Raw genomic sequence first — 26,751 nt, 5'->3', positions numbered from 1 at the left:
GACCTCACGTTCTCATGACCGACTCGGTGACACCCGCCCACATGCCGTCCAGCACCTTCTTGGTGACGAAGGAGTCGCGTGCCTGCGACAGCGCCGCGTCCATCCGCTCGGACTGGCCGTTGGTGAACATGAACATGCCCCGGTCGTCGGTGTAGTCCATGTAGTTCATGAACATGTCGCCGTTGGGGCCGTTGCCGCAGGTGATCGAGGGGAAGGTGGGCACCCCGAAGTTGGGGCCCGCCGCGTTGGGGGTGTCGGCCACGAAGTCGTCGCCGGAGCAGGCGTCGCCGTCGTCGCCCCAGATGTGCCGCAGGTTGAGCCAGTGGCCGATCTCGTGGGTCGCGGTGCGGCCCAGGTTGAAGGGCGCGGTCGCGGTGCCGGTGTTGCCGAACGCGTGGTAGGCCACCACCACGCCGTCGGTTTCGGCGGGCCCGCCGGGGAACTGCGCGTAGCCCAGCCACGGCACCAGGTTGCAGACCCAGAGGTTGAGGTAGCGGTCGGCGGGCCAGGCGTCGGACCCGCCCCGGGAGGAGAACTTGACGGCGTCGTCGTCGCCGAACTGCGCCTGGGCGGTGCGGCGGCGCACGATGCCGGAGGTCGGCTGCCCCGCCGGGTCGGTGGTGGCCGGCGCGAACTCGATCAGCGTGTCGGCGACGGCGCTCTGGAAGGGCGCGGGGACCTGGGAGACGTCGGGGTTGGCCGCTCTGAAGTCCTGGTTCAGGACGGTGATCTGACTGGCGATCTGGCCGTCGGAGACGTTGTGCGCCTCTTGCTGGTAGACCACGTGGACGACCACCGGAATGGTCACGACCTCACGCCGCCGGGGGGCGCGCGCGTTCTTGCGGGCGAACGTGGTGTTCTCGATCGCGGCTCTGGCGATCGCGTAGTCGGGGCGGGTGGCGATCATCTGGTGGTGCACCGGCATCGTGCCGCACCAGTGGTGCGCGGGCCGTCCGCCTTCGGGTGTGGACATCGCGTCTCCTTGGATCACTCGCTGTCCCGGCAATCGTCACCCTCCGCGCTCGGGCGCGCATGAGTAGCCGCATACTCAGGCGGTGAGGATCATAGATGTAACCTCACGGAGAGTGTCCAAAAGCCGCAGGTCAGGAGGAACGGGTGGCCCCGACGCTGGCCACCACGACGCACAGGATCGCCGCCCACTCCCGCATCCGCAGGATCTCGCCGAGGACGACGAGCCCGACCAAGGCCGCGGCGGCCGGTTCAAGGCTCATCAGGATCCCGAACACCCGCTTGGGCATCCGGCGCAGCGCCTCCAGCTCGATCGAGTACGGGATCACCGACGACAGCAGCCCCACGCCCAGCCCCGCCAGCAGGAACTCCGGCCGGAGCAGGTCGGTGCCGCCCGAGGCAACCCCGAGCGGGGTAATGAAGATCAGCGAGACGAGCATGGCGAAGGTCAGGCCGCTCATCCCGGGAAAGCGCCGCCCGGTCGCCGCCGACAGCAGGATGTAGCCCGCCCAGCAGACGGCGGCCAGCAGCCCGAAGCCGAGGCCCGTGAGGCTCAGCCCGCCGGCCTGGTCCCACGGCGCCAGCAGGGCGATCCCGGCCGCCGCCAGCGCCACCCACAGGATGTCCAGGCGGCGCCGGGAGGCGGCCACGGCCACCCCCAGCGGGCCGAGGAACTCCACAGCCACCGCGATCCCCATCGGCAGCCGGGCCAGCGCCTCGTAGATGGAGAGGTTCATCAGCCCCAGGGTCAGGCCGAAGGCCACGCCCACGCCGAGGTCGCCGCGGCTCAGGCCGCGCAGCCGGGGCCGGGCCAGCAGGCCGAGCACGAGCGCGCCGGTGGCGACGCGCAGGAACACCACGCCCGCCGGTGACAGCACCGCGAACAGGTCTTTGGCGAACCCCGCGCCGACCTGGACGGAGAGGATCGCCAGCAGCACCAGCCCGGAGGGCGGCACGGCGTCGGCGGCGGCGCGCAGCAGTCCGCCGCCGCGGCCGAGGAGACCGGGGCGGTAGGGTTCGGCCGGCCCGGTCATCGGGTGCGCGGTCACGTCACTCCCAGCGGAAGGTGCGGGCCGCGAGGCCCAGGGAAAGGACCGCCCACGCGGCGAGTACGGCGAGCGCGGCGACGGGCAGCGCCGCGCCCGAGCCGAGCACCGCGCGCAGCCCGCCGGTCAGCGCGGAGATCGGCAGCAGCTCCAGCACGCCCCTGGCCCCCGCGGGGAAGGCCGTCAGCGGGAACACCACTCCGCCGCAGCCGAGCAGCACCAGGTAGACCAGGTTGGCCCCGGCGAGCGTGGCCTCCGCGCGCAGCGTGCCCGCCATCAGCAGGCCGAGCCCGCTGAAGGCCGCGGTGCCGAGCAGCAGGAGCAGCGCGGCGGCGAACGGCGAGCCCTGAGGACGCCAGCCCAGCCCCAGCGCGACCCCGGCGATCACCACCACCTGGATCGCCTCCACCGCGATCACGGCGGACGTCTTGGCCAGCATCAGCCCGCCCCGCGACAGCGGGGTCGCGCCCAGCCGCTTCAGCACGCCGTACCTGCGCTCGAAGCCGGTGGCGATGGCCTGCCCGGTGAACGCGGTGGACATCACGGCGAGCGCCAGCACGCCCGGGGCCAGGAAGTCGACCCTGCGGGAGGTGGGCAGGTCGAGCACCGGCGCGAGCGAGAAGCCCACCAGCAGCAGCACCGGGATGATCAGGGTGAGCAGCAGTTGCTCGCCGTTGCGCAGCATGCCGCGCACCTCCGCGGCGGCCTGCGCGGCGACCATCCGGGACAGTGGCGCGGCGCCGGGCGCGGGGGTGAAGTCGAGCCCCGACCTCGTAGTGGTCACCGCAGCTCCCTGCCGGTCAGTTCGAGGAAGACGTCTTCCAGGGTGCGCCGCTCGATGCTGAGGTCGTCGGCGGTGACGCCCTCGGCGGCGCACCAGGCCGTGACGGTGGCCAGCAGCTCGGGGCCGACCTGGCCCTCGATGATGTAGTGCCCGGCCGGCGACTCCTTGGCGGCGCTGCCCGCGGGCAGCGCCGCCAGCAGCTCGTCCAGGTCCAGGCCGGGGCGGGCGCGGAACCTGAGCTGGCGCTCGGCGCCGGTCAGCGACGCGGGGCTGCCGTCCGCCACCGCGCGGCCGTGGTCGATGATCACGACCTGGTCGGCCAGGCGTTCGGCCTCGTCCATGTAGTGGGTGGTGAGCACGACCGACACCCCGGCCGTCCGCAGCTCGCGCACGAGGTCCCAGCAGGCGTGGCGGGCCTGTGGGTCCAGGCCCGCGGTCGGCTCGTCGAGGAAGACCAGCTCGGGCCGCCCGACGACGGCCGCGGCCAGCGACAGCCGCTGCTGCTGGCCGCCCGACAGCCTCCGGTACGGCGTGCGGCCGTGCTCGGCGAGCCCCAGCAGGCCCAGCAGCGCCTCAGGGTCGAGCGGCCGGGCGGAGAACCGGCTCACCAGGCGCAGCCACTCGCGGGCGGGCATCGCCGGGGGGACGCCGCCGGACTGGAGCATCACGCCGACCCGGGCCCGCAGCTCGCGACTCGCCGGGTCCAGGCCGAGCACCCGCACGGTGCCGCCGTCGGCCCGGCGAAAACCCTCGCAGATCTCGATCGTGCTGGTCTTGCCCGCGCCGTTGGGGCCGAGGATCGCGGTGACCGCCCCCCGCCGCGCGGTCAGCGTCAGGCCGTCGACGGCGGTCGCGCGGCCGTACCGCTTGACCAGCCCGGCGATTTCGACGGCAGGGGATTCCATGCGCACGAGTGTAGGGAACCGCCGCGACGGGTCGCGCCCCGGCACACACGCCCCTGGCCTGGGAGGGCCGCTCGTCATGTATCCGTGCAGGTTAGGTAAGGCTTGCCTGCGTGAGCAATTGCATTGCAGCGGATCCGGTCATCCGTTTGTACGGCGGGAAGGAAATACGTCACACTGATGTTGTGAAATAACGAGCAGACGGTGAGCGGCATGAGGCAGGCGAGGATGAAGCAGGTGGAGTCGGGCGCGGAGCAGAGCACGCGCGCCCGCGTCGCCCGGCTCATCTTGGAGCACGGGCCGATCGCGGCGGCGGCGCTGGGCGAGCGCCTGGGGCTGACGCCCGCGGCGGTCCGGCGTCACCTGGACGCGCTGCTCACCGACGGCATGATAGAGCCTCGCACGGCCCGCACCCGCGTCCAGCGTGGGCGCGGGCGGCCGGCCAGGATGTTCGCGATAACCGACGCCGGGCGCAGTGCCTTCGAGCACGCTTACGACGACCTGGCAGGCAACGCGCTGCGGTTCCTGGCGGAGCGGCTGGGCGAGGACGCGGTGGGAGACTTCGCCAGGTCGCAGATGGCGGCCCTGGTGGAGCGGCTGGCGCCCGCGATGCGCGAGGTGCCCGCCGACCAGCGGGTCCGCGTGCTGGCCGAGGCGCTGTCCGCGGAGGGCTACGCCGCGTCGGCCAGCAAGCCGCGGGTCGCCGGCGGCGAGCAGCTCTGCCAGCACCACTGCCCGGTGTCGCACGTCGCCGCCGCGTTCCCTCAGCTCTGTGAGGCGGAGACGGAGGCGTTCGCGGAACTGCTCGGCACCCCGGTGCAGCGGCTGGCCACGATCGCCCACGGCGACGGCGTGTGCACCACGCACGTCAGCCCGCCGCAACTGAGCGAAGCCATGAACAGGAACAAGAGCAAGGAGTCCGGAAGGTGACTGTCACCGACCGCCCGGAGCTGGAAGGCCTCGGGAATTACAAGTTCGGCTGGGCCGACCCCGACACCGCGGGAGCCGCGGCGCGCCGCGGCCTGTCCGAGGAGGTCGTCCGCGACATCTCCGCGCTCAAGAACGAGCCGGAATGGATGCTCGACCTTCGGCTGAAGTCGCTCCGGCTGTTCGGCAGGAAGCCGATGCCGACCTGGGGTTCCGACCTGTCGGGCATCGACTTCGACAACATCAAGTACTTCGTGCGTTCCACGGAGAAGCAGGCCACCACCTGGGACGAGCTGCCCGCCGACATCAAGTCGACCTACGACAAGCTGGGCATCCCCGAGGCGGAGAAGCAGCGCCTCATCGCGGGCGTCGCCGCCCAGTACGAGTCGGAGGTCGTCTACCACAAGATCCGTGAGGACCTTGAGGAGAAGGGCGTCATCTTCCTCGACACCGACACCGGTCTGCGCGAGCACCCCGAGCTGTTCAAGGAGTACTTCGGCTCGGTGATCCCGGTCGGCGACAACAAGTTCGCCTCGCTCAACTCCGCGGTGTGGTCCGGCGGCTCCTTCATCTACGTGCCGCCGAACGTCGAGGTCGAGATCCCGCTGCAGGCCTACTTCCGGATCAACACCGAGAACATGGGCCAGTTCGAGCGGACCCTGATCATCGTGGACGAGAACAGCTACGTCCACTACGTCGAGGGCTGTACCGCGCCGATCTACTCCAGCGACTCGCTGCACTCGGCGGTCGTGGAGATCATCGTCAAGAAGAACGCCCGCTGCCGCTACACGACCATCCAGAACTGGTCGAACAACGTCTACAACCTGGTCACCAAGCGCGCCGTCGCCTACGAGGGCGCCACCATGGAGTGGATCGACGGCAACATCGGCTCCAAGGTCACGATGAAGTACCCCGCGGTCTACCTCATGGGCGAGCACGCCAAGGGCGAGACCCTGTCGGTCGCCTTCGCCGGTGAGGGCCAGCACCAGGACGCCGGGGCCAAGATGGTCCACCTCGCCCCCAAGACCTCCTCGACCATCGTGTCGAAGTCGGTCGCGCGCGGCGGCGGGCGCACCTCCTACCGCGGCCTGGTCCAGGTCGAGGAGGGCGCGGCGGGCAGCGCCTCCACCGTCAAGTGCGACGCGCTGCTGGTCGACCAGATCAGCCGCTCCGACACCTACCCCTACGTCGACGTCCGCGAGGACGACGTGGCCATGGGGCACGAGGCCACGGTCTCCAAGGTGTCGGAGGACCAGCTCTTCTACCTGATGAGCCGGGGTCTCGACGAGGACGAGGCGATGGCGATGATCGTGCGCGGGTTCGTCGAGCCGATCGCGCGCGAGCTGCCGATGGAGTACGCCCTGGAGCTCAACCGGCTGATCGAGCTGCAGATGGAAGGAGCGGTGGGCTGACCATGGGCCTGAGCACCAAGCCGCTTTCGACGCTGAACGAGAAGGCGTCGTTCGACCTCGCCGACTTCGAGGTGCCGTCCGGCCGCGAGGAGGAGTGGCGGTTCACACCACTGTCGCGGCTGTCCGGCCTGCACGACGGCACGGCGAAGGCCACCGGCCACGTCGTGGTCGAGGTGGAGGCCGCGCCCGAGGTGACCGTGGAGACGGTGGGCCGTGACGACGCCAGGCTCGGGAAGGTCTACGTGCCGCGCGACCGGGTGAGCGCCCAGGCGTACGCGTCGTTCGAGAAGGCCACGGTCGTCACGGTCCCCCGCGGGGCCGTGGCCTCCGCGCCCACCGTGCTGACCCTGCGCGGCCAGGGCGGCGGCGCGGCCTTCGGCCACGTCCTGGTCAGGGTCGAGCCGCTGGGCGAGGCCGTGGTCGTGCTCGACCACAGGGGCAGCGCGACCTACGCCGACAACGTGGAGTTCGCGGTCGGCGACGGCGCCACCCTCAAGGTCGTCAGCCTCCAGGACTGGGACGACGACGCCGTGCACGTCTCCCACCACCACGCCGAGCTGGGCCGCGACGCCACGTTCCGCGGCTTCGTGGTGACCCTCGGAGGCGACCTGGTGCGCCTGTCGCCCAGCATCTCCTACACCGCGCCCGGCGGCGACGCCGACCTGGTCGGCCTGTACTTCGCCGACGAGGGCCAGCACCTGGAACACCGCCTGCTGGTCGACCACAGCGTGCCCAACTGCCGCAGCAACGTGCTCTACAAGGGCGCGCTGCAGGGCGACTCCGCGCACGCGGTGTGGATCGGCGACGTGATCATCAGGGTCGAGGCCGAGGGCACCGACACCTACGAGTACAACCGCAACCTGATCCTCACCGACGGCGCCCGCGCCGACTCGGTGCCCAACCTGGAGATCCTCACCGGCGAGGTCGCCGGCGCGGGCCACGCGTCCGCCTCCGGCCGCCTCGACGACGAGCACATCTTCTACCTGCAGGCCAGGGGCATCCCCTTCGAGGAGGCCCGCCGCCTGGTCATCAGGGGCTTCTTCGGCCAGCTCATCGAGCGCATCGAGGTCGAGGCGATCAGGGACCGGGTGGCCCGGGCGGTGGAAGCGGAGCTGGAGAAGTGAGCTTCGAGAAGGTCTGCCGGTTGACCGACATCCCCGAGGGCGGAGTCCTCGGGGTCGAGGTCGGCGGCACCCCCGTGGCGCTGGTGCGCTCCGGCGGGGAGGTCTTCGCCCTGCACGACGTCTGCTCCCACGCCGAGGTGAAGCTCAGCGAGGGCGACGTGTACGACGACACCCTTGAGTGCTGGCTGCACGGCTCGTGCTTCGACATCCGCTCCGGCAAGCCCACCGGCCCGCCCGCCACCAAGCCCGTTCCCGTCTATCGAGTTCAGCTCGACGGCGACGACGTCCTCGTCTCGCTCTCGAAGGAGTCATAACCGTGTCCACCCTGCAGATCCGAGACCTCCGCGTCGCCGTCGAAGACAAGGAGATCCTGAAGGGCGTCAACCTCACCGTGTCGGCGGGGCAGACCCACGCCATCATGGGCCCCAACGGCTCGGGCAAGTCCACGCTGGCCTACGCGGTCGCGGGCCACCCCAAGTACACGATCACCGGCGGCGAGGTGCTGCTCGACGGCGAGGACGTGCTGGCCATGTCCGTCGACGAGCGGGCCAGGTCCGGCCTGTTCCTGGCCATGCAGTACCCGGTCGAGGTCCCCGGCGTGTCGGTCTCCAACTTCCTGCGCAGCGCCGTGACCGCGGTGCGCGGCGAGGCCCCCAAGCTCCGCGACTTCACCAAGGAGCTGAAGACCGGGATGGACAACCTGGCCATCGACCCCGCGTTCGCCCAGCGCAACCTGAACGAGGGGTTCTCCGGCGGCGAGAAGAAGCGCCACGAGATCCTCCAGCTCGAACTCATCAAGCCCAAGATCGCCGTCCTCGACGAGACCGACTCCGGCCTCGACGTCGACGCGCTGCGCGTGGTGTCGGAGGGCGTCAACCGCTTCCGCGAGCGCGGTACGACCGGCGTGCTGCTGATCACGCACTACACCCGGATCCTGCGCTACGTGAAGCCCGACTTCGTGCACGTCTTCGCGGGCGGCAAGATCGTCGAGGAGGGCGGCCCCGAGCTGGCCGACCGGCTTGAGGCCGAAGGGTACGAGCGCTACGCGAAGGCATCGGCGTGACCACTGTGACAAGTGCGGGCCTCGATGTGGAGAGGATCAGGAAGGACTTCCCGATCCTCTCCCGCGAGCTGCCCGGCGACCGCCCGTTGATCTACCTGGACTCCGGCAACTCCGCCCAGAAGCCGCTCCAGGTGATCGAGACCATGCGCGAGCACATGAGCGCGCACTACGGCAACGTGGGCCGGGCCATGCACGTGCTCGGCGCGGAGTCCACCGAGGCGTACGAGGCGGCCCGGGACAAGATCGCGGCGTTCGTGGGGGCGCCGTCGCGCGATGAGATCGTCTTCACCAAGAACGCCTCCGAGGCGCTCAACCTGGTCGCCTACGCGTTCGGCAACCCGGCGGGCGATGACCCGAGGTTCCGGATGGGCCCCGGCGACGAGATCGTGATCTCGGAGATGGAGCACCACTCCAACATCGTGCCCTGGCAGTTGCTGGCCCGGCGCACCGGCGCCACGCTGCGCTGGTTCCCGGTCACCGACGAGGGCCGCCTGGACCTCTCCGGCATCGACGACCTGATCAACGAGCGCACGAAGATCGTCTCGATCGCCCACCAGTCCAACGTGCTGGGCACGGTCAACCCGGTGGACACGGTGCTGGCCCGGGTGCGAGAGGCGGGCGCGCTGCTGCTGCTCGACGCCTCCCAGTCCGTCCCGCACCGCCCGGCCGACTTCGCCGCCCTGGGCGCCGACTTCGTGGCCTTCACCGGCCATAAGATGGTCGGCCCCTCCGGCATCGGCGTGCTGTGGGGGCGCGGCGAGCTGCTGGCCGCGATGCCGCCGTTCCTGGGCGGCGGGGAGATGATCGAGGCGGTCTGGATGGACCACTCGACCTACGCCCCCGCGCCGCACAAGTTCGAGGCGGGCACGCCGCCGATCGTCGAGGCCATCGGGCTCGGCGCGGCGGCCGACTACCTCACCTCGGTCGGCATGGAGGCCGTCGCCGCCCACGAGCGCGAGCTGACCGCCTACGCGCTGGAGGCGCTGGGCGAGATCCCCTCGCTGCGCGTCATCGGCCCGACCGACCTCGAAGCGCGGGGCGGCACGGTGTCCTTCACCCTCGCCGGGATCCACCCCCATGACGTGGGCCAGATCCTCGACGACGCCTTCGGCGTGGCCGTGCGGGTGGGTCACCACTGCGCCCGGCCGCTGCACCTGCGGTTCGGAATACCGGCGACCACCCGGGCGTCGTTCTACCTGTACAACACCACGAGTGAGATCGACGCCCTGGTGCGCGGCCTCCACCATGTCCAGAAGGTGTTCGCCTGACATGCCGGAGCGACCGGCGCGGGCGGACGAGAAGGTGACCAGATGATCGCCGAGTCGATGTACCAGGAGCTGATCCTGGAGCACTACAAGCACCCGCAGGGGCGCGGGCTTCGCGAGCCCTACGACGCCGAGGTCCACCACGTCAACCCGACCTGCGGCGACGAGATCACCATGCGGGTGCGGGTCGGCGACGGAGGCAAGATCGAGGACGTCTCCTACGACGGCCAGGGCTGTTCCATCAGCCAGGCCGCGGCCTCGGTGCTGTACGAGCTGGCGAGCGGGTCCACCGCCGGTGAGACCCTCACGGTGGTGGACGAGTTCACCCGCCTGATGCAGGGCAGGGGCAAGGTCGAGCCGGACGAGGACGTGCTGGGCGACGCCGTGGCCTTCGCCGGCGTGGCCAAGTTCCCCGCGCGGGTGAAGTGCGCGCTGCTGGCCTGGATGGCCTACAAGGACGCATTGGTGAGGAGCACGACATGAGCAAGCCGGTCGAGACCCCGACGAGCGCCCCCGAGAGCGAGGCGAACGCCGACGAGGTCATGGAGGCCCTGAAGGACGTGGTCGACCCCGAGCTGGGCATCAACGTGGTCGACCTCGGCCTGGTCTACGGCCTCGACCTCAGCCCGGCCGACGGCGGCGGCGCGCCCGTGGCCACCATCGACATGACGCTGACCAGCGCCGCCTGCCCGCTCACCGACGTGATCGAGGACCAGGCGCACTCCGCTCTGGAGGGCATGGTCTCCGACGTCAAGATCAACTGGGTGTGGCTGCCGCCGTGGGGCCCCGACAAGATCACCGACGAGGGGCGCGAGCAGCTGCGCATGCTCGGCTTCAACGTCTGAGCGGCGTCCCCGGCCCCTCCGGGGGACGTCCGTGTGACACCCGGGAAAATCGAGGCGGGTTCCGGGAAGAAAGGCCGACCCCGCGGTGTTGATCCGTTGTGCCGCCCCGAGGCGGCACCAGGAATCACGCGCGAGGCCGGCACTGCGAACGCCGGGCATGTGTGATCGCGAGTTGTCCGAGGGCGGTTAGAATGGTGCCAACCGCCCTTGTGCGGAGCAGCATCGCCACCCCCGGCGAGCACCGCACGGCGCCCGTGTCAATCCAACGGGCGCCCGAGTGGGCGCGGCCCTTGTGCCGCGCGTCCAGGCCCGTCCTTTCGCAGAAGTGACGTGCCGCGTCCTTCTACCGAAAGGCACGAACCTTCGTGACCATGCTCGATTCCGTCCTGCCCGAGACCACCGACGCGACCGCGGAGGAGGCCACCGGAGCGGACGGCCGGCCCACCGCGGGCCCGTCCGAGTTCGGCCTGCTCGGCCTGCCCAGGCCGCTGGTCTCGGCGCTCGCCCGGCAGGGCATCACGGCTCCCTTCCCCATCCAGCGGGCCACCATCCCCGACATCCTCTCCGGCAGCGACGTGCTCGGCCGCGGCCAGACCGGTTCGGGCAAGACGCTCGCCTTCGGCCTGCCCACGCTGGCGCGGGTCGCCGGGGAGCGGGCCAGGCCCGGCCGCCCGCGCGCGGTCATCCTGGTGCCCACCCGTGAGCTGGCGCTCCAGGTTCACGACGCCCTCGAACCGCTCGGCAGGGGGCTGTCGCTGCGGATGCGCACGGTGGTCGGCGGCATGTCCATGGGCCGGCAGATCGACGCGCTGCGCCGCGGCGTCGAGATCGTGGTGGCCACCCCCGGGCGGCTCACCGACCTGATCGAGCAGGGCGAGTGCGCGCTCGACGACGTACGCGTGACCGTGCTCGACGAGGCCGACCACATGTGCGACCTCGGCTTCTTCCCGGTCGTCACCGCGCTGCTGGAGCAGACGCCCGCCGACGGGCAGCGGCTGCTGTTCTCCGCCACCCTCGACCGCGACGTGGACAAGCTGGTCCGGCGCTTCCTGACCGACCCGGTGACCCACGCCATCGCCCCGGAGACCTCCCCGGTGGACACCATGGAGCACCACGTGCTCCAGGTCACCAGGGACGACAAGTTCCCGATCACCGCCGAGATCGCCAACCGGGACGGCAAGACCATCATGTTCGTCCGCACCCAGCACGGGGTGGACCGGCTGGTCAAGCAGCTCGCCCGGGTCGGCGTGCGGGCCGGCGGCCTGCACGGCGGCAAGCGCCAGAACCAGCGCACCCGCATCCTGTCGGAGTTCCGCGAGGGCGCGGTCAACGTGCTGGTCTGCACCGACGTGGCGGCCCGCGGCATCCACGTCGACGACGTGAGCCTGGTGCTGCACGTCGACCCGCCGCAGGACCCCAAGAGCTACCTGCACCGCGGCGGCCGTACCGCCCGCGCCGGTGAGCGCGGCACGGTGATGACCCTGGTGCTGCCCAACGAGCGGCGCTCGACCGAGTCGATGACCCGCCAGGCGGGCATCCGCCCGTTCCGCCTCAAGGCCACCCCCGGACACCCCCGGGTGGCCGAGGTCGCCGGGGCGCAGCCGCCCAGCGGCGAGGAGGTCCCGGTGTGGGAGCCCGCGCCGCTGAACTCCGTGCGCAGGCGCCGCGACGGCGATGACCGCTCCGCCGGTCGCCGCCCCCGCCGCTTCCGCGGCCGCGGCCGTCACGAGGGCGGCGAGCACCCGCGCTCCGGCGGCGAGCGGTCCTACGGCGACCGGCAGGACCGCCCGGGACGCCGCGACGGCGTGCCGGCGTTCGGCGAGTCCCGCGACGGGGCGCGCGGCGGCGGCCGGCCGTACCGCGAGGGCGGGCGCGACAACCGCGGCGGCCACGCCGAGCCGCGCGAGGCCGGTCACCGCAACGACCGCCGCGGCCGCCGCCCGTTCCAGAACGGCGGCGCGGCCAACCGCCACGGCCACTGATCCGCGCTCCCCAGGCCGCTAGCCCGGCCTGGGGGCCGCGGCACGCCGAGATGTGGGGCCGGACCGCTCGCCCGGCGGTCACCGTTAGGCTGGACCCACACGTCACCGAACGCCGAGAGAGACCATGAAGACCTTCGATGAGCTGTTCGCCGAGCTGTCCGAGAAGGCGCGCACCCGCCCGGCGGGGTCGGGTACCGTGGCCGCGCTCGACGCCGGCGTCCATGCGATCGGCAAGAAGGTCGTGGAGGAGGCCGCCGAGAGCTGGATGGCGGCCGAGCACGAGTCCGACGAGCGCGCCGCCGAGGAGATCTCCCAGCTCCTGTACCACGTGCAGGTCCTCATGCTGGCCCGGGGCATCGGGCTGGAGCAGGTCTACAAGCATCTGTAGGGCGGCCCGGCCCGTGCCCGGCGGCCCGTTCCCGACCCGCTCCCGCCTCCGCTCCGACCCATGAGGACTTCCGTCATGCTCCGTCTCGCCGTACCGAACAAGGGCGCGCTCGCCGAGTCCGCCCAGACCCTGCTCAAAGAGGCCGGCTACCGCATCCGCAAGGACACCAAGGAGCTCGTGGTCGTCGACCCCGACAACTCCTGTGAGCTGTTCTTCCTGCGCCCGCGCGACATCGCCGTCTACGTCGGCGAGGGCACCCTCGACGGCGGCATCACCGGCCGCGACATGCTCTTCGACTCCGGCGCCCCCGCCGAGGAGGTGCTGCCGCTCGGGTTCGGCGGCTCGACCTTCCGGTTCGCCGCCAAGCAGGGCGAGTTCACCGCCGTGCACGATCTCAGCGGGCGGCGGATCGCCACCTCCTACACCGGGCTGCTGGAGAAGCACCTGGCCGACGTGGGTGTCGAGGCCCGGGTGATCAAGCTGGACGGCGCGGTGGAGACCGCGATCCGGCTGGGGGTGGCCGACGCCATCGCCGACGTCGTGGAGACCGGCACCACCCTGCGCAACGTGGGGCTCGACGTGTTCGGCGAGCCCATCATGCGGTCCGAGGCCGTACTGATCAAGCAGTCCGGCACGCCCCGCTCGGCCGGCCTGGACCAGCTTGTCCGCCGCCTGGAGGGCGTGCTGGTCGCCCGCGACTTCGTGATGATCGACTACGACATCCGCGCCGAGCAGATCGACAAGGCCATCTCCATCACGCCGGGCATCGAGGGCCCGACCGTCTCGCCGCTGCACCGCGAGGGCTGGGTGGCCGTGCGCGCGATGGTCCGCCGCAAGGGCCACCAGCAGGTCATGGACCGCCTGTGGGAGATCGGCGCCCGCGCCATCTTCATCACCGACATCTACGCGTGCCGTTTGTGACGCCGTCTTGGCGAAAGCCAGGACATCGCCCGGGATAACCCGTTGAGCCGCCTGGGGAGGAAGGGGAAGGCGAGAGAGGGGAGCAAGGGCGGCTCATGAAGACACACAGGATCATCAGGGTTGTCGGAGGCGCGTTCGGCGCGATGGCGGTGACCGCGGCGCTGGCCCTGCCCGCGCAGGCGGGCGCGGTGACCACCGGGGCGGGGGCGCGCCCCGCGCAGGAACGCGGCGGCGGATGCTCGGAGGCGCACCGCAGGATCATCCGCTCGGGCTTCGAGGCCTGGAGCGACGGCACGGGTTCCATCACCGACGTGTTCCATCCGGCGATCGTGTGGCGCATCGAGGGCCGGACCGTGGTGTCCAAGACCTACCACGGCAAGAAGTCGCTGCTGGACGAGGTCATGCTGCCGTTCGGCGCGCGGTTCAACCTGTCGCGCGAGCCGTTCCGGCCGACCAACGTCGAGGCGATCTACTGCGAGGGCGACACCACGGCCGTCCACTGGCACGGGACCGGCGTCGCCAACAACGGCATGCGCTACACCAACAGCTACGTCTGGATCATGACCCTGCGCCGGGGCAAGGTGGTGTCCGGGATCGCCTTCCTGGACAGCATCTCCTTCAACGAGCTGTGGCGGAACGTGCCGCCGAGCACCGCCTGAGCGGGAAGGACGCCGGGCCGGGCTAGCGGGGCTGGTTCATGAACGCGGTCTCCCTGATGAGGTCGCCGACGCGCAGGATGCCCATGCACCGGCCCACCTCGTCGATGACCACCAGGTCGTCGTAGACCCGTTCGCCGCCGCGCCCGGCCACCTGCATGGCCGCGATCGCCGGTGTGGTCTTCGGGACGGTCCGTGGCGGGTCGGCCAGGCGCAGCGCGGGCTTGCCGCCGTGCAGCGCGTAGCCGTACCGGCCGGCGATGGCCAGCATGAAGCGGCTGCGGTCCAGGCTGCCGCGCGGGCGCTGGTACTCGTCCACCAGGATCACACTGGAGATCGACGGCTCGGAGCGGAACGCCTCGGCGGCCTCCTCGGCACCGGCCTCGGCGGACAGCGTGACGGCGGGCATCAGCAGCTCCTGCACGCGCGGCCCGAGCTGGGCGGCGGCGGGCTGGTCCGCGACGACGGGCAGCGGCACGTGCACCCGCCCGCCGGGGCCGGGGGTGAGCAGCGGGCCCTGCGCCAGCCGTACGCCCCAGCCGCGCACCCGCGCGAGCTGCGTCTCCGTGGTGACGCCGGGGGCCAGCACGTGCGCGCCCAGCCCGCGCGCGAGCGCGGCCACGGCCTCGCCCACCGCGGCCCTGCCGGGGTCGTCGGCGGCCTGCGCGACCAGCTCGGGGGAGAGCACCAGCAGGTACGGGCGCGCGTCGGCGGCCAGGTCCAGCGGCAGCCACTCGGTGCCCACGCCCCCCAGCGCGACCAGGTGGCCGATCGTGCGCAGGCCGTCCAGGCCGACCAGCAGGGCCTTGCGGTCGCCTGGAGCGACCTCGCCCTCCACTGTTATGATCACTTCGCGCGGGCGTCTCCCGGACACGCGCATCGCCTCGTGCAGCGGCGCCAGGCCGCCGGATCCGGCGATGACCATGTGCGCGGGCAGCCCGAGCACCAGCGGCAGCCTGGTCTGGTCCCGTGCCGCGTCGAGGGCGGCGCGCAGCGCCGCGGAGACGGTCTCGGCCGCCCCGTACGGCCTGCCGTCCCCGATGGGACGTCCGCCCATGGACCGTTCGTCGATGATCGCCTGTAGTGCGATCACACCCCCCGTGTCGAGATCGACGACCGGGGAAACGATCGCGCGCGCCGCCACCGCGCCGGCGGTGGGCAAAAGTGGTGTTCTACTCGACACGTTCAGATGATGCGGCCCGGTGACCAGCGCATAGAAGCGGGTGAGACGAAGTTCACCGATATTTCGCTGAGTGTTGTAGGATCTGGCGTCATTCTGACCTATACCCTCAACGATCGGCAAGAACACCTGGTTCGGATGCCGTGGCTCTGCGTGAGGCCCCCGGGGCGCCCGCCGGGCGCTTGACGATAGCCTCGCCGCGTGGGCGGACGCGGGCGGGAACACAACGCGAGAGACGCGGGGGGCGGCGCGGCCGGGGCGGGGCGCAGACCGGCGAGCGGCGGCGGCCACTGGGTGTCGGTCGCCCCCGAGCGGATCGAGACGTGGGTGGCCGGGTTCGCGGACAGGCACGGCGGTCACCTGGTGTCGGTGACCGGCGACGAGCGGGGGGTCGTGCTGCGCGGCGCGGACGGCGGGCGGGCCGAGTTCCTGGTCCCCTTCCCGCCGATGCCGCCGGCCGCGCCGGACGGGCTCATCGCCGCGCTCGCCGTCCACGCGCGGGCCGAGCGTTGTGTCGGTGTGGTCCTGGTACGGCGGGGCGGCTATGCCACCGGGGTGTTCCACGGCACCGACCTCCTCGCCTCCAAGGTCGGCTCCCGCCTGGTACAGGGCCGCAGCGCGGCCGGAGGCTGGTCCCAGCAGCGGTTCGCCCGCCGCAGGGAGCAGCAGGCGGGGCAGGCCAGGGAGGCGGCGGCCGAGGTCGCCGCGCGGGTCCTCGCCCCCTACCTGGACCGCCTTGAGGCCGTCGTCTTCGGCGGCGACCGGCGCGCGGTGGACGCGCTGCGCGCGGACCGCAGGCTCGCGCCCGCCTTCGCGATCGAGACCGGGCCGTTCCTCGCGGTGCCCGACCCGCGCCTGGCGGTGCTGCGCGACACCCCGCGCAGCTTCCGCGCCGTGCGCGTGCGGGTCGTCGAGGCGGGGGAGGCGGCGGGCGACGCGGACGCCGCGCACCAGGTCTGACCACCCGTACACTGATCGTATGCGCACTCCCGACTGACGGCGGCGGCAGCCCGCGGTCCACCCATCCATCCCCGGCCTGGGAGTGTTCCCCTATCATGATCATTTCTTCTGACATCGAACTGCGCGCGGGCGCCCGCCTGTTGCTGGAGGGCGCGAGCTTCCGGGTCAACCCCGGAGACAAGATCGGGCTCGTCGGCCGCAACGGCGCCGGCAAGACCACCCTCACCAAGGTCCTCGCGGGCGAGGGGCTGCCCGCCGCCGGCAGCGTCTCGGCCACCGGCAGCGTGGGCTACCTTCCCCAGGACCCGCGTACCGGCGACCTGGAGATGCTCGCCCGCGACCGTGTGCTGTCCGCCCGCGGGCTCGACGAGGTGCTGCGCGACCTGCGCGCGGCCGAGCTGGGGATGGCCGACGACGACCAGCGGATCCGCGACCGGGCGGTGCGCGCCTACGGGCGGCTGGAAGACCGGCTGCACGTGCTCGGCGGCTACGCGGCCGAGGCCGAGGCGGCGTCCATCGCCTCCAGCCTGGGCCTGCCCGACCGGGTGCTCGGGCAGCCGCTCGGGACGCTGTCCGGCGGGCAGCGCAGGCGGGTCGAACTGGCGCGGATCCTGTTCAGCGGGGCGGAGACTCTCCTTCTCGACGAGCCGACAAACCACCTCGACGCCGACTCGATCGGCTGGCTTCGTGATTTTTTGCGCTCGCATCAAGGTGGTTTGATCATTATCAGCCACGATGTCGGCCTGCTTGAAGCGACGGTAAACCGGGTGCTGCACCTGGACGCCAATCGTTGTGTGATCGATATCTACAACGTCGGCTGGAAGGCGTATCTGGCCCAGCGGGAGACCGACGAGCGGCGCAGGAAGCGGGAGCGCGCCAACGCCGAGAAGCAGGCGTCGGCGCTGCTGTCCCAGGCCGACCGGATGCGCGCCAAGGCCACCAAGGCCAAGGCCGCCCAGGACATGGAGCGCCGGGCCAGGCGGCTACTGGCCGGGGTCGCCGAGGAGCGCCAGGCCGACAAGGTCGCCAAGCTGCGCTTTCCCACCCCGCTGCCCTGCGGGCGCACGCCGCTCAGCGCCACCGGCCTGTCCAAGTCCTACGGCTCGCTGGAGGTCTTCACCGACGTCGACGCGGCGGTGGACCGGGGCACCCGGGTGGTCGTGCTCGGCCTCAACGGCGCGGGCAAGACGACGTTGCTCCGCATGCTCGGCGGCCTGGAAAAGCCCGACACCGGCGAGGTCCGGCCGGGGCACGGGCTGAAGCTCGGCTACTACGCCCAGGAGCACGAGACGCTCGACGCGGGGCGTTCGGTCCTGGAGAACATGCGCTCGGCCGGGCCCGACGTGCCCGACGTCGAGCTGCGCAAGACCCTCGGCTCCTTCCTCTTCTCCGGCGACGACGTGGACAAGCCCGCGGGGGTGCTGTCCGGCGGCGAGAAGACCCGGCTGGCCCTGGCCACGCTGGTGCTGTCGGGCGCCAACGTGCTGCTGCTCGACGAGCCCACGAACAACCTCGATCCGAACAGCAGGGATCAGGTGCTTTCGGCGCTTAGGTCCTATTCTGGGGCAATCGTGCTGGTTACGCATGATGAAGGCGCTGTTGAGGCGCTACAACCGGATAGGGTGATCTTGTTGCCGGACGGAGTGGAAGACGCTTGGAGTGATGAATTTTCCGATCTTGTGGCACTTGCCTGATCTTAATTTGAGCGGGTACGGATCTTTTCCCGTGGAGTAGGTAGCCGATCGGGCAGAAATGACTGATCATGGCGTGAGTAACGCTGCGGAAGTCTGGCACTACAGGAGGTACTCGTGGCCGAGACTCTGAAGAAAGGCACCCGGGTAACCGGGGCCGACCGCGAAAAACTGGCCGCCGATCTCAAGAAGCGCTACGCCGCGGGTGAGAGCATCCGCGCGCTGGCCGCTTCCACCGGGCGGTCCTACGGCTTCATCCACCGCATCCTCAGCGAGTCCGGTGTGACTCTCCGGGGGCGTGGAGGAGCCACCCGGGGCAAGTCGAAGCGCTAGCGGCCGCCTCGGAGACCGCGACCGCAGCCGCTCGTGAAACGCCGGCCGGAGCCGTCGCGTCCCGGGCCCGGTAAGGGGCTTGGACGAATGGATTCTACAGAATCTCGTTCTGGACGCGGGGATAGGCTCGGGCGTGACGGGTCAACCGACAGGTGGAGCGAGCCGAAGGCGGACGCGGAAGTTGGGGGGAGCGCGGTGATGGTCGAGGCGGGTCCGCCCGCTGCGGCCGAGCTGCGTTTCGAGGTGGACGGCAAGATCGCGAAGTACAACCCTGGACCGGCCCGCAAGGCACCGGCCAGGACCGGCGCCGACCTGCCCGAGCAGGTCCGCGTCGTCGTGATCCGTGGTGAGGGGCCGTCCTTCTCGGCGGGCATCGGCCCTCGGATGTCCCGGCTCTGAGGGGGTGCCCGGAAGCAAGCGAGCGATCAGCGGAGGCGAGGCTCGGCGAGGGGGGTCCGAGCCGCGGAACGCAGGGGTTCCGGTGACCGCGCGAGGTCACGCATCGGCGCGGACTCACGGCCCGCCCCCGTCTGCGACCTGCGAACCATGACAGATGACGCAAGGCTCTTCGGAACCGAACCGGCACTCGGGCTGGTGCCCGGCCTGACGGGCACCAGACCCACGGACGGATTCCACAGCGCCGCCCAGGGCCCCTGAGAGGGCCCGCGACCCACGACCGGGCTCACTCCCGCTCCCCGAACCGGCATCGGACCCCATCCGAATCGGCGACCGGCGAGGGGCCCGGTCGTACGGCCCGCCGGGTTCCGATCGGGGCGAGCCGCGGGGAGGGGCTTGTTCGCCCGGAGCTGATCAGGGGGCCGGCTCGTCGCCGGCGGGAATCACCGCGCGGTTTCGCGCGCTCTGCCCAGAGGACGGCCGCGCGGTGGGATTGGAATGTCCCCTCCCGCCCGTGGGCGCCGGGAAGGGGCGGGACGTATGACGATGATGGGTTCCGGAATGGGGCCGTCGATGATGCGCTCGCTGCGCCGCGACGAGTCCGTCATCAAGGAGCGGCTCAGCCCCGGCACGGTCAAGCGCATCTTCCGCTACGCCCGGCCGTACGCCGCGCAGATCGTCGCCTTCCTCGTCCTGGTGGTCGTCGCCGCGGTCGTCGTGGTCGCCAACCCCCTGCTGATGAAGGCCGTCTTCGATGACGGCATCCGGCCCGGCCGGGTCGACGTCGTGGTCTGGCTGGCCGTCGGCATCGCCGGACTGGCGCTGGTGGACGCCCTGCTCGGGCTGGCCCAGCGGTGGTTCTCCGCCAGGATCGGCGAGAGCCTGATCTACGACCTGCGCACCGAGGTGTTCGACCACGTGCAGCGGATGCCGGTCGCGTTCTTCATGCGCGCCCAGACCGGCGCGCTGGTCTCCCGCCTCAACACCGACGTCATCGGCGCCCAGCGGGCGTTGACGACGACGCTGTCCTCGGTCGTCTCCAACATCATCAGCCTGGTGCTGGTGCTCGGCACGATGCTCGTGCTGTCCTGGCAGATCACCCTGGTGGCGCTGGTCCTGCTGCCGATGTTCATCCTGCCCGCCAAGTGGGTGGGGCGGCGGATGTCCCGGCTCACCCGCGAGCAGATGGAGCTGGACGCCCAGATGAGCTCGGTCATGACCGAGCGGTTCAACGTCGCGGGCGCGATGGTCGCCAAGCTGTACGGCAGGCCGGACGACGAGGCCCGCACCTTCGCCGAGCGCGCCGAGCGGGTCCGTGACGTGGGCGTCACCGTCGCGATGTACGGCACGGTGTTCCGCGTCGGCCTCGGCCTGGTCGCCGCGCTCGCCACCGCGCTGGTCTACGGCGCGGGCGGCGCGCTGGTCATCGGCGGCGCCTTCGAGCTGGGCACGCTGATCGCGCTCTCGGCCCTGCTGATGCGCCTGTACGGCCCGCTGACCAGCCTGTCCAACGTGCACGTGGACGTGATGACCGCCCTGGTCAGCTTCGACCGCGTCTTCGAGGTGCTGGACCTGCGGCCGATGGTCGCCGAGCGGCCCGACGCCAAGCCGGTTCCCGAGGGGCCGGTGAACGTGGAGTTCGAGGACGTCCGCTTCCGCTACCCCGCCGCCTCGGAGGTCTCCCTGGCCTCTCTTGAGTCGGTGGCGCGGCCCGACAACGGCCCCTCCCAGGAGGTCCTGGACGGCGTCTCCTTCACCGCCGCCCCCGGCGAGCTGATCGCGCTGGTCGGCCACTCGGGCGCGGGCAAGACCACGATCACCTCGCTGGTGTCGCGCCTGTACGACGTGACCGGCGGGGCCGTGCTGATCAACGGGCTCGACGTGCGCGCCGCCACCCTCGCCTCGCTGCGCGACACCATCGGCGTGGTCACCCAGGACGCCCACCTCTTCCACGACACGATCGCGGCCAACCTGCGCTACGCCCGGCCCGGCGCGACCGACGAGGAGATCTGGGCGGCGCTGCGCGCGGCCCAGATCGGCGACCTGGTCCAGTCGCTGCCCGAGGGCCTGGAGACGGTCGTGGGCGACCGCGGCTACCGCCTGTCCGGCGGGGAGAAGCAGCGCCTGGCCATCGCCCGGCTGCTGCTCAAGGCGCCGCGCGTGGTCGTGCTCGATGAGGCCACGGCCCACCTGGACTCGGAGTCGGAGGCGGCCGTGCAGCGGGCGCTGAAGACGGCGCTGGCCGGCCGTACATCGCTGGTCATCGCCCACCGGCTGTCCACGATCCGGGAGGCCGACCAGATCCTCGTGGTCCAGGACGGGCGGATCGCCGAGCGCGGCCGGCACGAGGAGCTGCTGGCCCGCGGCCGGATCTACGCCGAGCTGTACCGCACGCAGTTCCAGGAGAGCTCCGAGGCCGTCGCGCCGCCCGACTAGAGGTAGCCCAGGCGGCCCAGTTCGTCGCGGGCCACCTTCTCCACCCACCCGGCGTCGGTGGCCGACAGGCGGGCGCGCCAGATCCCGGTGCGGGCGGCGGGGCCGTACAGCGGCACCGCCGAGACCCGCGCCTGCAGGAAGTCCGAGACCGAGGACATCGCGGCGACCGGGGAGGCCGCCAGATCCTCATAGCGCAGGGTGAGCAGCTGCTCGGGCGGCAGCAGGCGGCGCAGCTCCGCGCTGAGCCGCACCGCGCTGCGCCAGCGCAGCGCGCACTTGCCAGCGGCCGGCATGTCCTTCCAGCGGTCGCGGTGCTCCTCCTTGTTGACGCCGAGGAACGGGTTGGGGAACTCGGTCTCCTCGCTCAGCATCCCCGGCCGGAACCACGCCAGGCACGCCGGGTCGGCCATCATGTCCGCGGCGGTGTCCCGGCCGTCCCTGATGAGCTGCACGAACCGGGCGTCGGGGAAGGCCCGCAGCAGCGCCGGGGCGCTGTAGAGCAGGTCGGGGCTGGCGTCGCCGAACCTGGCCGGCGGCCCGGCGGGCAGGCACGGCCCCGAACCGGTGATGCCGCCCGCCTCGCGGCAGGCCGCCGCGCACTCCCCGCAGGTCTCGGGCCCGAGCTGCCAGGACTGCGCCAGCGCGTCGCGCAGCACGCGCGAGGCCCCGTCGCCACCGTTGCGCACGATGATGGACGGCTTGCGGGCGAAGGCGTACACGACGTGCGCCACCGCGCTCTTGCCCATCGTGACGTGGAAGCCGGGGGAGCGTTTGAGGGCGCGGGCGAGGAGGTCGGTCCCGGAGTGCGGCGCGCCGAGCACGAACACCGGCCGGTGGACCTTGATGCCGTTGACCACGAGGATATGGAGCGGAGGTCGCATAGGTGTGGACAGTTTGACACCGTTCGGAGTGTGCCAGGGCCATGCGGCTCAGATGCCGTCCCGCCCGCGCGCGTTCCGGCCGGTGGATCGTCCGGGGACGCCCCGGGTTGGCGGCGGGCCACCCCGTTGTGAGAGGTTCTCTGGGTATCACCCACCATATCCGGCCCGGCGGAAAGGACGACGATGGCGGACCGCGCCCGCGGCGACCGTGACCGCGCGCTCGCCCCGCCGCCGCTGCGGCCCGGTGACACCGTCGCCGTCGTGGCCCCCTCGGGTCCGCCCGACCGCGCGGAGGTCGAGCGCGGCGCCGACGTCCTGCGCAAGCTGGGGCTCACCGTCGTGTTCGGCGAGCACGTGTTCGGCGGTGGCGCGACCGGCGCTCCGCGAGAGCACCAGCGGTACCTGGCCGCCTCCGACGCCGCCCGGGCCGCCGACCTGCAGTCCGCCTGGTGCGACCCGTCGATCGCGGGCGTGGTCTGCGCGCGCGGCGGGTACGGCGCGACCCGGCTGCTCGGCCTGCTGGACTGGGAGGCGATGGCCGCGGCGGGGCCCAAGACGCTGCACGGGTCCAGCGACATCACCGCGCTGCACCAGGCGCTGGCCGTACGCCTCGGGGTGGCCGGATGCTTCGGCCCGATGCTCATGCCGCGCACGTTCGGCGGCGCGGAGGGGCCCGAGCCGACCTCCCTCGATCACCTCGCCACCGCGCTGTTCGGCACGCCCGCGCCCATCCAGGGCACGCACGCGCTGGTGCCCGGCCGGGCCGTGGCGCCGCTGGCCGGGGGCAACCTGTGCCTGCTGGCCGCGCTGTGCGGCACCGCCGACGCCCCCCGCTTCGCCGGGCGCATCGTGCTGCTGGAGGACGTCAACGAGGCCCCCTACAAGATCGACCGGATGCTCACCCAGCTCATCGCCGCCGGGGCCTTCGACGGCGTCGCCGGCTTCGCGCTCGGTACGTGGGTGGGCTGCGGCGACGCGCTGCCGGTCCTCGCCGAACGGCTGACGCCCTTCGGCGTCCCCGTGCTGGCCGGGCTTCAGGTCGGGCACGGCAGCCCACAGCACTGTGTGTGGCTTGGGGGACTTGGTGTTATTGATACCCAATCGTGCTCGCTGACCAGTCTGTTCCGCTGCTCGGACCAGGCAATGTAGGTCGAGGCCGGTCGCGAGCAGAAGGGACATGGGTGTGAGGTTCTTCCGGCGACGCCGGGATCGGGAGGCGCAGGCGAGACCGGTCGAGGAGGTGGATCTGGACTCCCTGCTCGCGCTCGTGGCCGACTCCCTCGGGTTCCGGTGCGAGTTCTCCGCCGACGGCGCGGTGATGACGCTGAGCGGGCCCAAGGACCTGGTGGTCAGGCTGACCGGGCTGCGTCGCGAGGCCGCCCGCCGTACCAGGGAGGACTGGCCGATGCTGGTCTCCGAACACCTCGCCCACACGGTCGCCGTCGCCGGTGAGCCACTGGACGCCTGCGACCTCGACCAGGTCAGGCCCCTGCTGCGGACGCGCGTGAGCCTCGCCGACGACCTGGAGGGCGAACGGGTGGTCGCCCGGCACCTCAGCCCCGACCTGATCGAGGTGCTGACCCTCGGATACGCGGGAGCGGTGCGCCCGGTGCGCCCCGAGGAGGCCGGGTGCTGGCCGATACCCGCAGGGCAGGCCCTGGACCTGGCGCTGCGCAACGCCAGGGACGACGAGCGCCTGTCGGTGGCCCGCGCCGACCTCGACGGCGTCGCCGTGTGGCGGCTCACCGGCCCCACCGCGAGCGCCGCGGCCCACCTGCGCCACCTGGACGACTACCTGCCGGTCCCCGAGGACGGCGTCCTGGTGGCGCTGCCCAGGGCGGGCACGCTGCTGATCCACCCGGTGGAGGGCATCGGCGTGGTACGCGCGATCGAACGGCTGCGGCTGCACGCCCAGCGGGAGGCCGACCGGCACACCGACGGCCTCAGCCCGCAGGTCTACTGGTGGCGCGCCGGTCGCCTCACGCTGATCAGGGCCGACGTGGTGGCCCACGACGGCCAGACCCGCCTGGTGGTCGCGCCGCCGCCGGAGTTCGCCAGACTGCTGGCCGCGATCGCGGCCCGCCCGCCCCGTTAGCGGGCGTCGCCGTTCAGCGCCCGGGCGGTGTGGATCAGCGGCACGTGGCTGAACGCCTGCGGGAAGTTGCCCACCATGCGCCCCAGCCTCGGATCGAACTCCTCGGCGAGCAGCCCCACGTCGTTGCGCAGCGCGAGCAGCCGCTCGAACAGCCGCTCGGCGTCCTTGCGCCTGCCGGTCATGGCCATCGCCTCGGCCAGCCAGAAGCTGCACGCCAGGAACGCGCCCTCGTCGCCGGGCAGCCCGTCCACCGCGTTGTCCTCGGCGGTCGGGTAGCGCAGCACGAAGCCGTCGGCGCTCAGCTCCCGCTCGATGGCGGCGATCGTGCCGTGCACCCGCGGATCGTCCGGCGGCAGGAACCCGACCATCGGGATCATCAGCAGCGCGGCGTCCAGCTCCCTGGACCCGTAGGACTGGGTGAAGGTGCCGCGCTCGGGGTCGAAGCCCTTGTCGCAGACCTCGGCGTGGATGCGGTCGCGCAGCGCCCTCCAGCGCTCCACCGGGCCGCTGCGGCCGAACCGCTCCACGTGCGAGATCGCCCGGTCGAAGGCGACCCAGCACATCACCTTGGAGTGCACGAAGTGCCGGCGCGGGCCGCGGACCTCCCAAAGGCCCTCGTCCGGCGCGTCCCAGTGGGTCTCCAGGTAGTCCAGCAGCTCGCGCTGGATGGCCCAGGCCCGGTCGTCGGGGGCCAGCCCGGAGGTCCGGGACATGTGCAGGGCGTTGAGCACCTCGCCGTAGACGTCGAGCTGGAGTTGCTCCACCGCGGCGTTGCCGATCCTGACCGGCCGGGACTCCTCATACCCCGGCAGCCAGCCGACCTCCATCTCGGGCAGCCGCCGCTCGCCCGCCACGCCGTACATGATCTGCAGGTCCTGGGCGCGGCCGGCGATCGCCCGCAGCAGCCAGGCCCGCCAGTCGCGGGCCTCGTTGAGGTAGCCCGCGCCGATCAGGGCCTCCAGGGTCATCGTGGCGTCGCGCAGCCAGCAGAAGCGGTAGTCCCAGTTGCGGATCCCGCCGATGTTCTCCGGCAGCGAGGTGGTGGGGGCGGCCACGATGCCGCCGGTGGGGGAGTACGTCAGGGCCTTGAGCGTGATCAGCGACCGGACCACCGCCTCGCGCCACGGCCCTTGGTAGGTGCAGCGCGAGACCCATTCCGACCACATCTGCTCGGTCTCGGCGAGTTGTACCTCCGCGTCCAGTTCGACCGGCATCGGCTCGTGCGAGGGGTGCCAGGTGAAGACGAACGCCACCCGCTGCCCGGCCGTGACGTCGAACGTGGCCTTGTGGGCGTAGTCGCCCCCGGTGAGCGGCACGGGGGAGTGCAGCCACACCGAGTCGGGGCCGCCGACGGCCTGCAGGTGCCCTTCGGTCCTGCGCACCCACGGCACGATGCGGCCGTAGTCGAACCTGATCCGCAGCTCGGTGGCCATCCGCACGGTGCCCGAGACGCCCTCCACGATGCGCACCACGTCGGGGTTGGCGTGCCGGGGCGGCATGAAGTCGATGACGCGCACCGTGCCGCCCTCGGTCTCCCACTCGCTCTCCAGCACCAGCGTCTCGCCGCGGTACCGGCGCCGGGTGGCCATCGGCCGGCCCTCGGGGCCGAGCCACCAGTGGCCGTTGCGCTCGCCGCCGAGCAGCGCCGCGAAGCAGGCGGGGGAGTCGAAGCGGGGCAGGCAGAGCCAGTCGATGGAACCGTCCCGACCGACGAGCGCGGCCGATTGCATGTCACCGATCAGGGCGTAGTCCTCGATGCGCATGGCTCGACGCTAGCGCGACCGGCCTCCTCCCGCGCCTGCGGCGCGGGTGCCGGAGCCAGGCGCCGGGCGAGGAACCGCATGAAGAACTGGGTGAGCGGGCCGATTGTGAGCGCGAAGACCACCGTGCCGATCCCCACGACGCCGCCGAGCAGCCAGCCCACCGCCAGGACCGTGATCTCGATCAGCGTGCGCGCCAGGCGGATGGACAGCCCCAGGCGGTGCAGGCCGGTCATCAGGCCGTCGCGCGGGCCGGGGCCGAGCCCGGCCCCGATGTAGAGCGCGGTGGCCGCGGCCACCGCGACGATCGCGGTCACCAGGAACGCCCAGCGCACCGCCAGGTGCCCGGGGGTCGGCAACAGCCACATCACCCCGTCGGCGAACAGGCCGACGAGCACCACGTTGCTGATCGTGCCGACGCCGGGCCGCTGGCGCAGCGGGATCCAGAAGACCATGACGGCCGCGCCGACCAGGATGATCCAGGTGCCGAGCGACCAGCCGGTGCGTACGGCGAGGCCCTGGTGGAAGGCGTCCCAGGGGTCGTTGCCGAGCCCGGACTCGACCTGCAGGGCGATCCCCGTGCCGTACAGCAGGAGACCGGCGTAAAGCCGCAGCAGCCGGGACGGAAGGGAACCGGTGGTGGCGGGGATTTCGCTCATGGTAGGCCCATCCTGCGCGGTCACCCGAAACCAGATAAAGGGCCAATTACGGAAAGTGGCCTTATCCTGCCAAAGG

At 71.8% G+C, this 26,751-nt stretch carries 27 protein-coding genes; 19 read left to right on the top strand and 8 right to left on the bottom strand.

Features of this window, described 5'->3' with window-relative positions; genetic code table 11:
* Positions 1–4: 4 nt before the first annotated feature.
* The 4 genes from DP939_RS17655 to DP939_RS17640 all read right to left on the bottom strand — a co-directional run bounded on the left by DP939_RS17655 (position 5) and on the right by DP939_RS17640 (position 3,704).
* The gene (locus DP939_RS17655) at positions 5–973 is read right to left on the bottom strand and encodes a zinc metalloprotease (RefSeq protein ID WP_199565218.1); all 969 of its coding nucleotides are present in this window, start codon (positions 971–973) and stop codon (positions 5–7) included.
* A gap of 130 nt (positions 974–1,103) precedes the next feature.
* On the bottom strand, positions 1,104–2,003 hold the full coding sequence (locus DP939_RS17650) for an EamA family transporter (RefSeq protein ID WP_113981892.1): 900 nt from the start codon (positions 2,001–2,003) through the stop codon (positions 1,104–1,106).
* A gap of 16 nt (positions 2,004–2,019) precedes the next feature.
* Positions 2,020–2,736: an ABC transporter permease gene (locus DP939_RS17645; protein ID WP_113981891.1), complete on the bottom strand. Its 717-nt coding sequence runs from the start codon at positions 2,734–2,736 to the stop codon at positions 2,020–2,022.
* A gap of 59 nt (positions 2,737–2,795) precedes the next feature.
* The gene (locus tag DP939_RS17640) at positions 2,796–3,704 is read right to left on the bottom strand and encodes an ABC transporter ATP-binding protein (RefSeq protein WP_113981786.1); all 909 of its coding nucleotides are present in this window, start codon (positions 3,702–3,704) and stop codon (positions 2,796–2,798) included.
* A 210-nt stretch (positions 3,705–3,914) separates the two neighbouring features.
* Between DP939_RS17640 and DP939_RS17635 the strand changes: the two genes are divergently transcribed.
* The 12 genes from DP939_RS17635 to DP939_RS17580 all read left to right on the top strand — a co-directional run bounded on the left by DP939_RS17635 (position 3,915) and on the right by DP939_RS17580 (position 14,287).
* The gene (locus tag DP939_RS17635) at positions 3,915–4,631 is read left to right on the top strand and encodes a helix-turn-helix transcriptional regulator (RefSeq protein WP_225878311.1); all 717 of its coding nucleotides are present in this window, start codon (positions 3,915–3,917) and stop codon (positions 4,629–4,631) included.
* Positions 4,556–6,040, top strand: a complete 1,485-nt coding sequence (gene sufB, locus DP939_RS17630) for a Fe-S cluster assembly protein SufB (protein ID WP_450097540.1) — start codon at positions 4,556–4,558, stop codon at positions 6,038–6,040. Before DP939_RS17635 ends, sufB begins: the two co-directional genes overlap by 76 nt.
* A gap of 2 nt (positions 6,041–6,042) precedes the next feature.
* Complete coding sequence (gene sufD / locus DP939_RS17625) at positions 6,043–7,164, top strand: Fe-S cluster assembly protein SufD (protein WP_113981783.1); 1,122 nt, start codon at positions 6,043–6,045, stop codon at positions 7,162–7,164.
* Positions 7,161–7,478, top strand: coding sequence for a non-heme iron oxygenase ferredoxin subunit (locus DP939_RS17620; RefSeq protein WP_113981782.1), 318 nt, complete (start codon positions 7,161–7,163; stop codon positions 7,476–7,478). The genes sufD and DP939_RS17620 overlap by 4 nt, the downstream gene beginning before the upstream one ends.
* A 2-nt stretch (positions 7,479–7,480) precedes the next feature.
* A complete protein-coding gene (gene sufC / locus DP939_RS17615; protein ID WP_113981781.1) occupies positions 7,481–8,227 on the top strand; it encodes a Fe-S cluster assembly ATPase SufC in 747 nt (248 codons plus the stop codon).
* A complete protein-coding gene (locus tag DP939_RS17610; protein ID WP_199565217.1) occupies positions 8,224–9,495 on the top strand; it encodes a cysteine desulfurase in 1,272 nt (423 codons plus the stop codon). Before sufC ends, DP939_RS17610 begins: the two co-directional genes overlap by 4 nt.
* A 42-nt stretch (positions 9,496–9,537) precedes the next feature.
* Positions 9,538–9,975, top strand: coding sequence for a Fe-S cluster assembly sulfur transfer protein SufU (gene sufU, locus DP939_RS17605; protein ID WP_113981779.1), 438 nt, complete (start codon positions 9,538–9,540; stop codon positions 9,973–9,975).
* The gene (locus tag DP939_RS17600) at positions 9,972–10,337 is read left to right on the top strand and encodes a metal-sulfur cluster assembly factor (RefSeq protein ID WP_113981778.1); all 366 of its coding nucleotides are present in this window, start codon (positions 9,972–9,974) and stop codon (positions 10,335–10,337) included. The genes sufU and DP939_RS17600 overlap by 4 nt, the downstream gene beginning before the upstream one ends.
* Positions 10,338–10,708: 371 nt before the next feature.
* Positions 10,709–12,319, top strand: coding sequence for a DEAD/DEAH box helicase (locus DP939_RS17595; RefSeq protein ID WP_113981890.1), 1,611 nt, complete (start codon positions 10,709–10,711; stop codon positions 12,317–12,319).
* A 124-nt stretch (positions 12,320–12,443) separates the two neighbouring features.
* On the top strand, positions 12,444–12,707 hold the full coding sequence (locus DP939_RS17590) for a phosphoribosyl-ATP diphosphatase (RefSeq protein WP_111167392.1): 264 nt from the start codon (positions 12,444–12,446) through the stop codon (positions 12,705–12,707).
* A gap of 60 nt (positions 12,708–12,767) precedes the next feature.
* Entirely contained in the window at positions 12,768–13,628 is an 861-nt protein-coding gene (gene hisG / locus DP939_RS17585; RefSeq protein ID WP_404828592.1) for an ATP phosphoribosyltransferase, read from the top strand.
* Positions 13,629–13,723: 95 nt separating this feature from the next.
* Positions 13,724–14,287, top strand: coding sequence for a nuclear transport factor 2 family protein (locus DP939_RS17580; protein WP_113981776.1), 564 nt, complete (start codon positions 13,724–13,726; stop codon positions 14,285–14,287).
* A gap of 22 nt (positions 14,288–14,309) precedes the next feature.
* Here DP939_RS17580 and DP939_RS17575 read toward each other — a convergent pair whose 3' ends face one another.
* A complete protein-coding gene (locus DP939_RS17575; protein WP_225878310.1) occupies positions 14,310–15,467 on the bottom strand; it encodes an EAL domain-containing protein in 1,158 nt (385 codons plus the stop codon).
* A gap of 198 nt (positions 15,468–15,665) precedes the next feature.
* Between DP939_RS17575 and DP939_RS17570 the strand changes: the two genes are divergently transcribed.
* The 5 genes from DP939_RS17570 (at position 15,666) to DP939_RS17550 (ending at position 21,280) form a co-directional block, all read left to right on the top strand.
* Positions 15,666–16,424 carry an acVLRF1 family peptidyl-tRNA hydrolase gene (locus DP939_RS17570; protein WP_225878309.1) on the top strand — a complete coding sequence of 253 codons (759 nt, stop codon included), beginning with the start codon at positions 15,666–15,668 and terminating at the stop codon, positions 16,422–16,424.
* Between the two features lie 95 nt (positions 16,425–16,519).
* On the top strand, positions 16,520–18,118 hold the full coding sequence (locus DP939_RS17565; protein WP_113981775.1) for an ABC-F family ATP-binding cassette domain-containing protein: 1,599 nt from the start codon (positions 16,520–16,522) through the stop codon (positions 18,116–18,118).
* A 114-nt stretch (positions 18,119–18,232) separates the two neighbouring features.
* Positions 18,233–18,448: a helix-turn-helix domain-containing protein gene (locus DP939_RS17560; RefSeq protein WP_093173121.1), complete on the top strand. Its 216-nt coding sequence runs from the start codon at positions 18,233–18,235 to the stop codon at positions 18,446–18,448.
* Between the two features lie 198 nt (positions 18,449–18,646).
* The gene (locus tag DP939_RS17555; protein ID WP_113981774.1) at positions 18,647–18,847 is read left to right on the top strand and encodes a hypothetical protein; all 201 of its coding nucleotides are present in this window, start codon (positions 18,647–18,649) and stop codon (positions 18,845–18,847) included.
* 537 nt (positions 18,848–19,384) lie between these two features.
* Entirely contained in the window at positions 19,385–21,280 is a 1,896-nt protein-coding gene (locus tag DP939_RS17550; protein ID WP_113981773.1) for an ABC transporter ATP-binding protein, read from the top strand.
* Here the strand turns inward: DP939_RS17550 and DP939_RS17545 are convergent.
* Complete coding sequence (locus tag DP939_RS17545; RefSeq protein ID WP_113981772.1) at positions 21,277–22,161, bottom strand: sulfotransferase family protein; 885 nt, start codon at positions 22,159–22,161, stop codon at positions 21,277–21,279. The genes DP939_RS17550 and DP939_RS17545 overlap by 4 nt on opposite strands.
* A 183-nt stretch (positions 22,162–22,344) precedes the next feature.
* Here DP939_RS17545 and DP939_RS17540 point away from each other — a divergent pair, with 183 nt between their 5' ends.
* Together DP939_RS17540 and DP939_RS17535 are read left to right on the top strand one after the other, a co-directional pair.
* The gene (locus DP939_RS17540; RefSeq protein ID WP_113981771.1) at positions 22,345–23,310 is read left to right on the top strand and encodes a S66 peptidase family protein; all 966 of its coding nucleotides are present in this window, start codon (positions 22,345–22,347) and stop codon (positions 23,308–23,310) included.
* 34 nt (positions 23,311–23,344) lie between these two features.
* Positions 23,345–24,256, top strand: a complete 912-nt coding sequence (locus tag DP939_RS17535) for a hypothetical protein (protein WP_113981887.1) — start codon at positions 23,345–23,347, stop codon at positions 24,254–24,256.
* Here DP939_RS17535 and DP939_RS17530 read toward each other — a convergent pair.
* Both DP939_RS17530 and yczE read right to left on the bottom strand, forming a co-directional pair.
* Entirely contained in the window at positions 24,253–26,019 is a 1,767-nt protein-coding gene (locus DP939_RS17530) for a glycoside hydrolase family 15 protein (RefSeq protein ID WP_113981770.1), read from the bottom strand. The genes DP939_RS17535 and DP939_RS17530 overlap by 4 nt on opposite strands.
* A complete protein-coding gene (yczE, locus tag DP939_RS17525) occupies positions 25,995–26,675 on the bottom strand; it encodes a membrane protein YczE (RefSeq protein WP_225878308.1) in 681 nt (226 codons plus the stop codon). The genes DP939_RS17530 and yczE overlap by 25 nt, the downstream gene beginning before the upstream one ends.
* Positions 26,676–26,751 lie beyond the last annotated feature (76 nt).

Origin of the sequence: Spongiactinospora rosea (assembly GCF_003315795.1) — a bacterium.
Classification (GTDB): domain Bacteria; phylum Actinomycetota; class Actinomycetes; order Streptosporangiales; family Streptosporangiaceae; genus Spongiactinospora; species Spongiactinospora rosea.
Note: the sequence above shows the minus strand (reverse complement) of the source record. Positions and strands in the feature narration are given on the sequence as shown.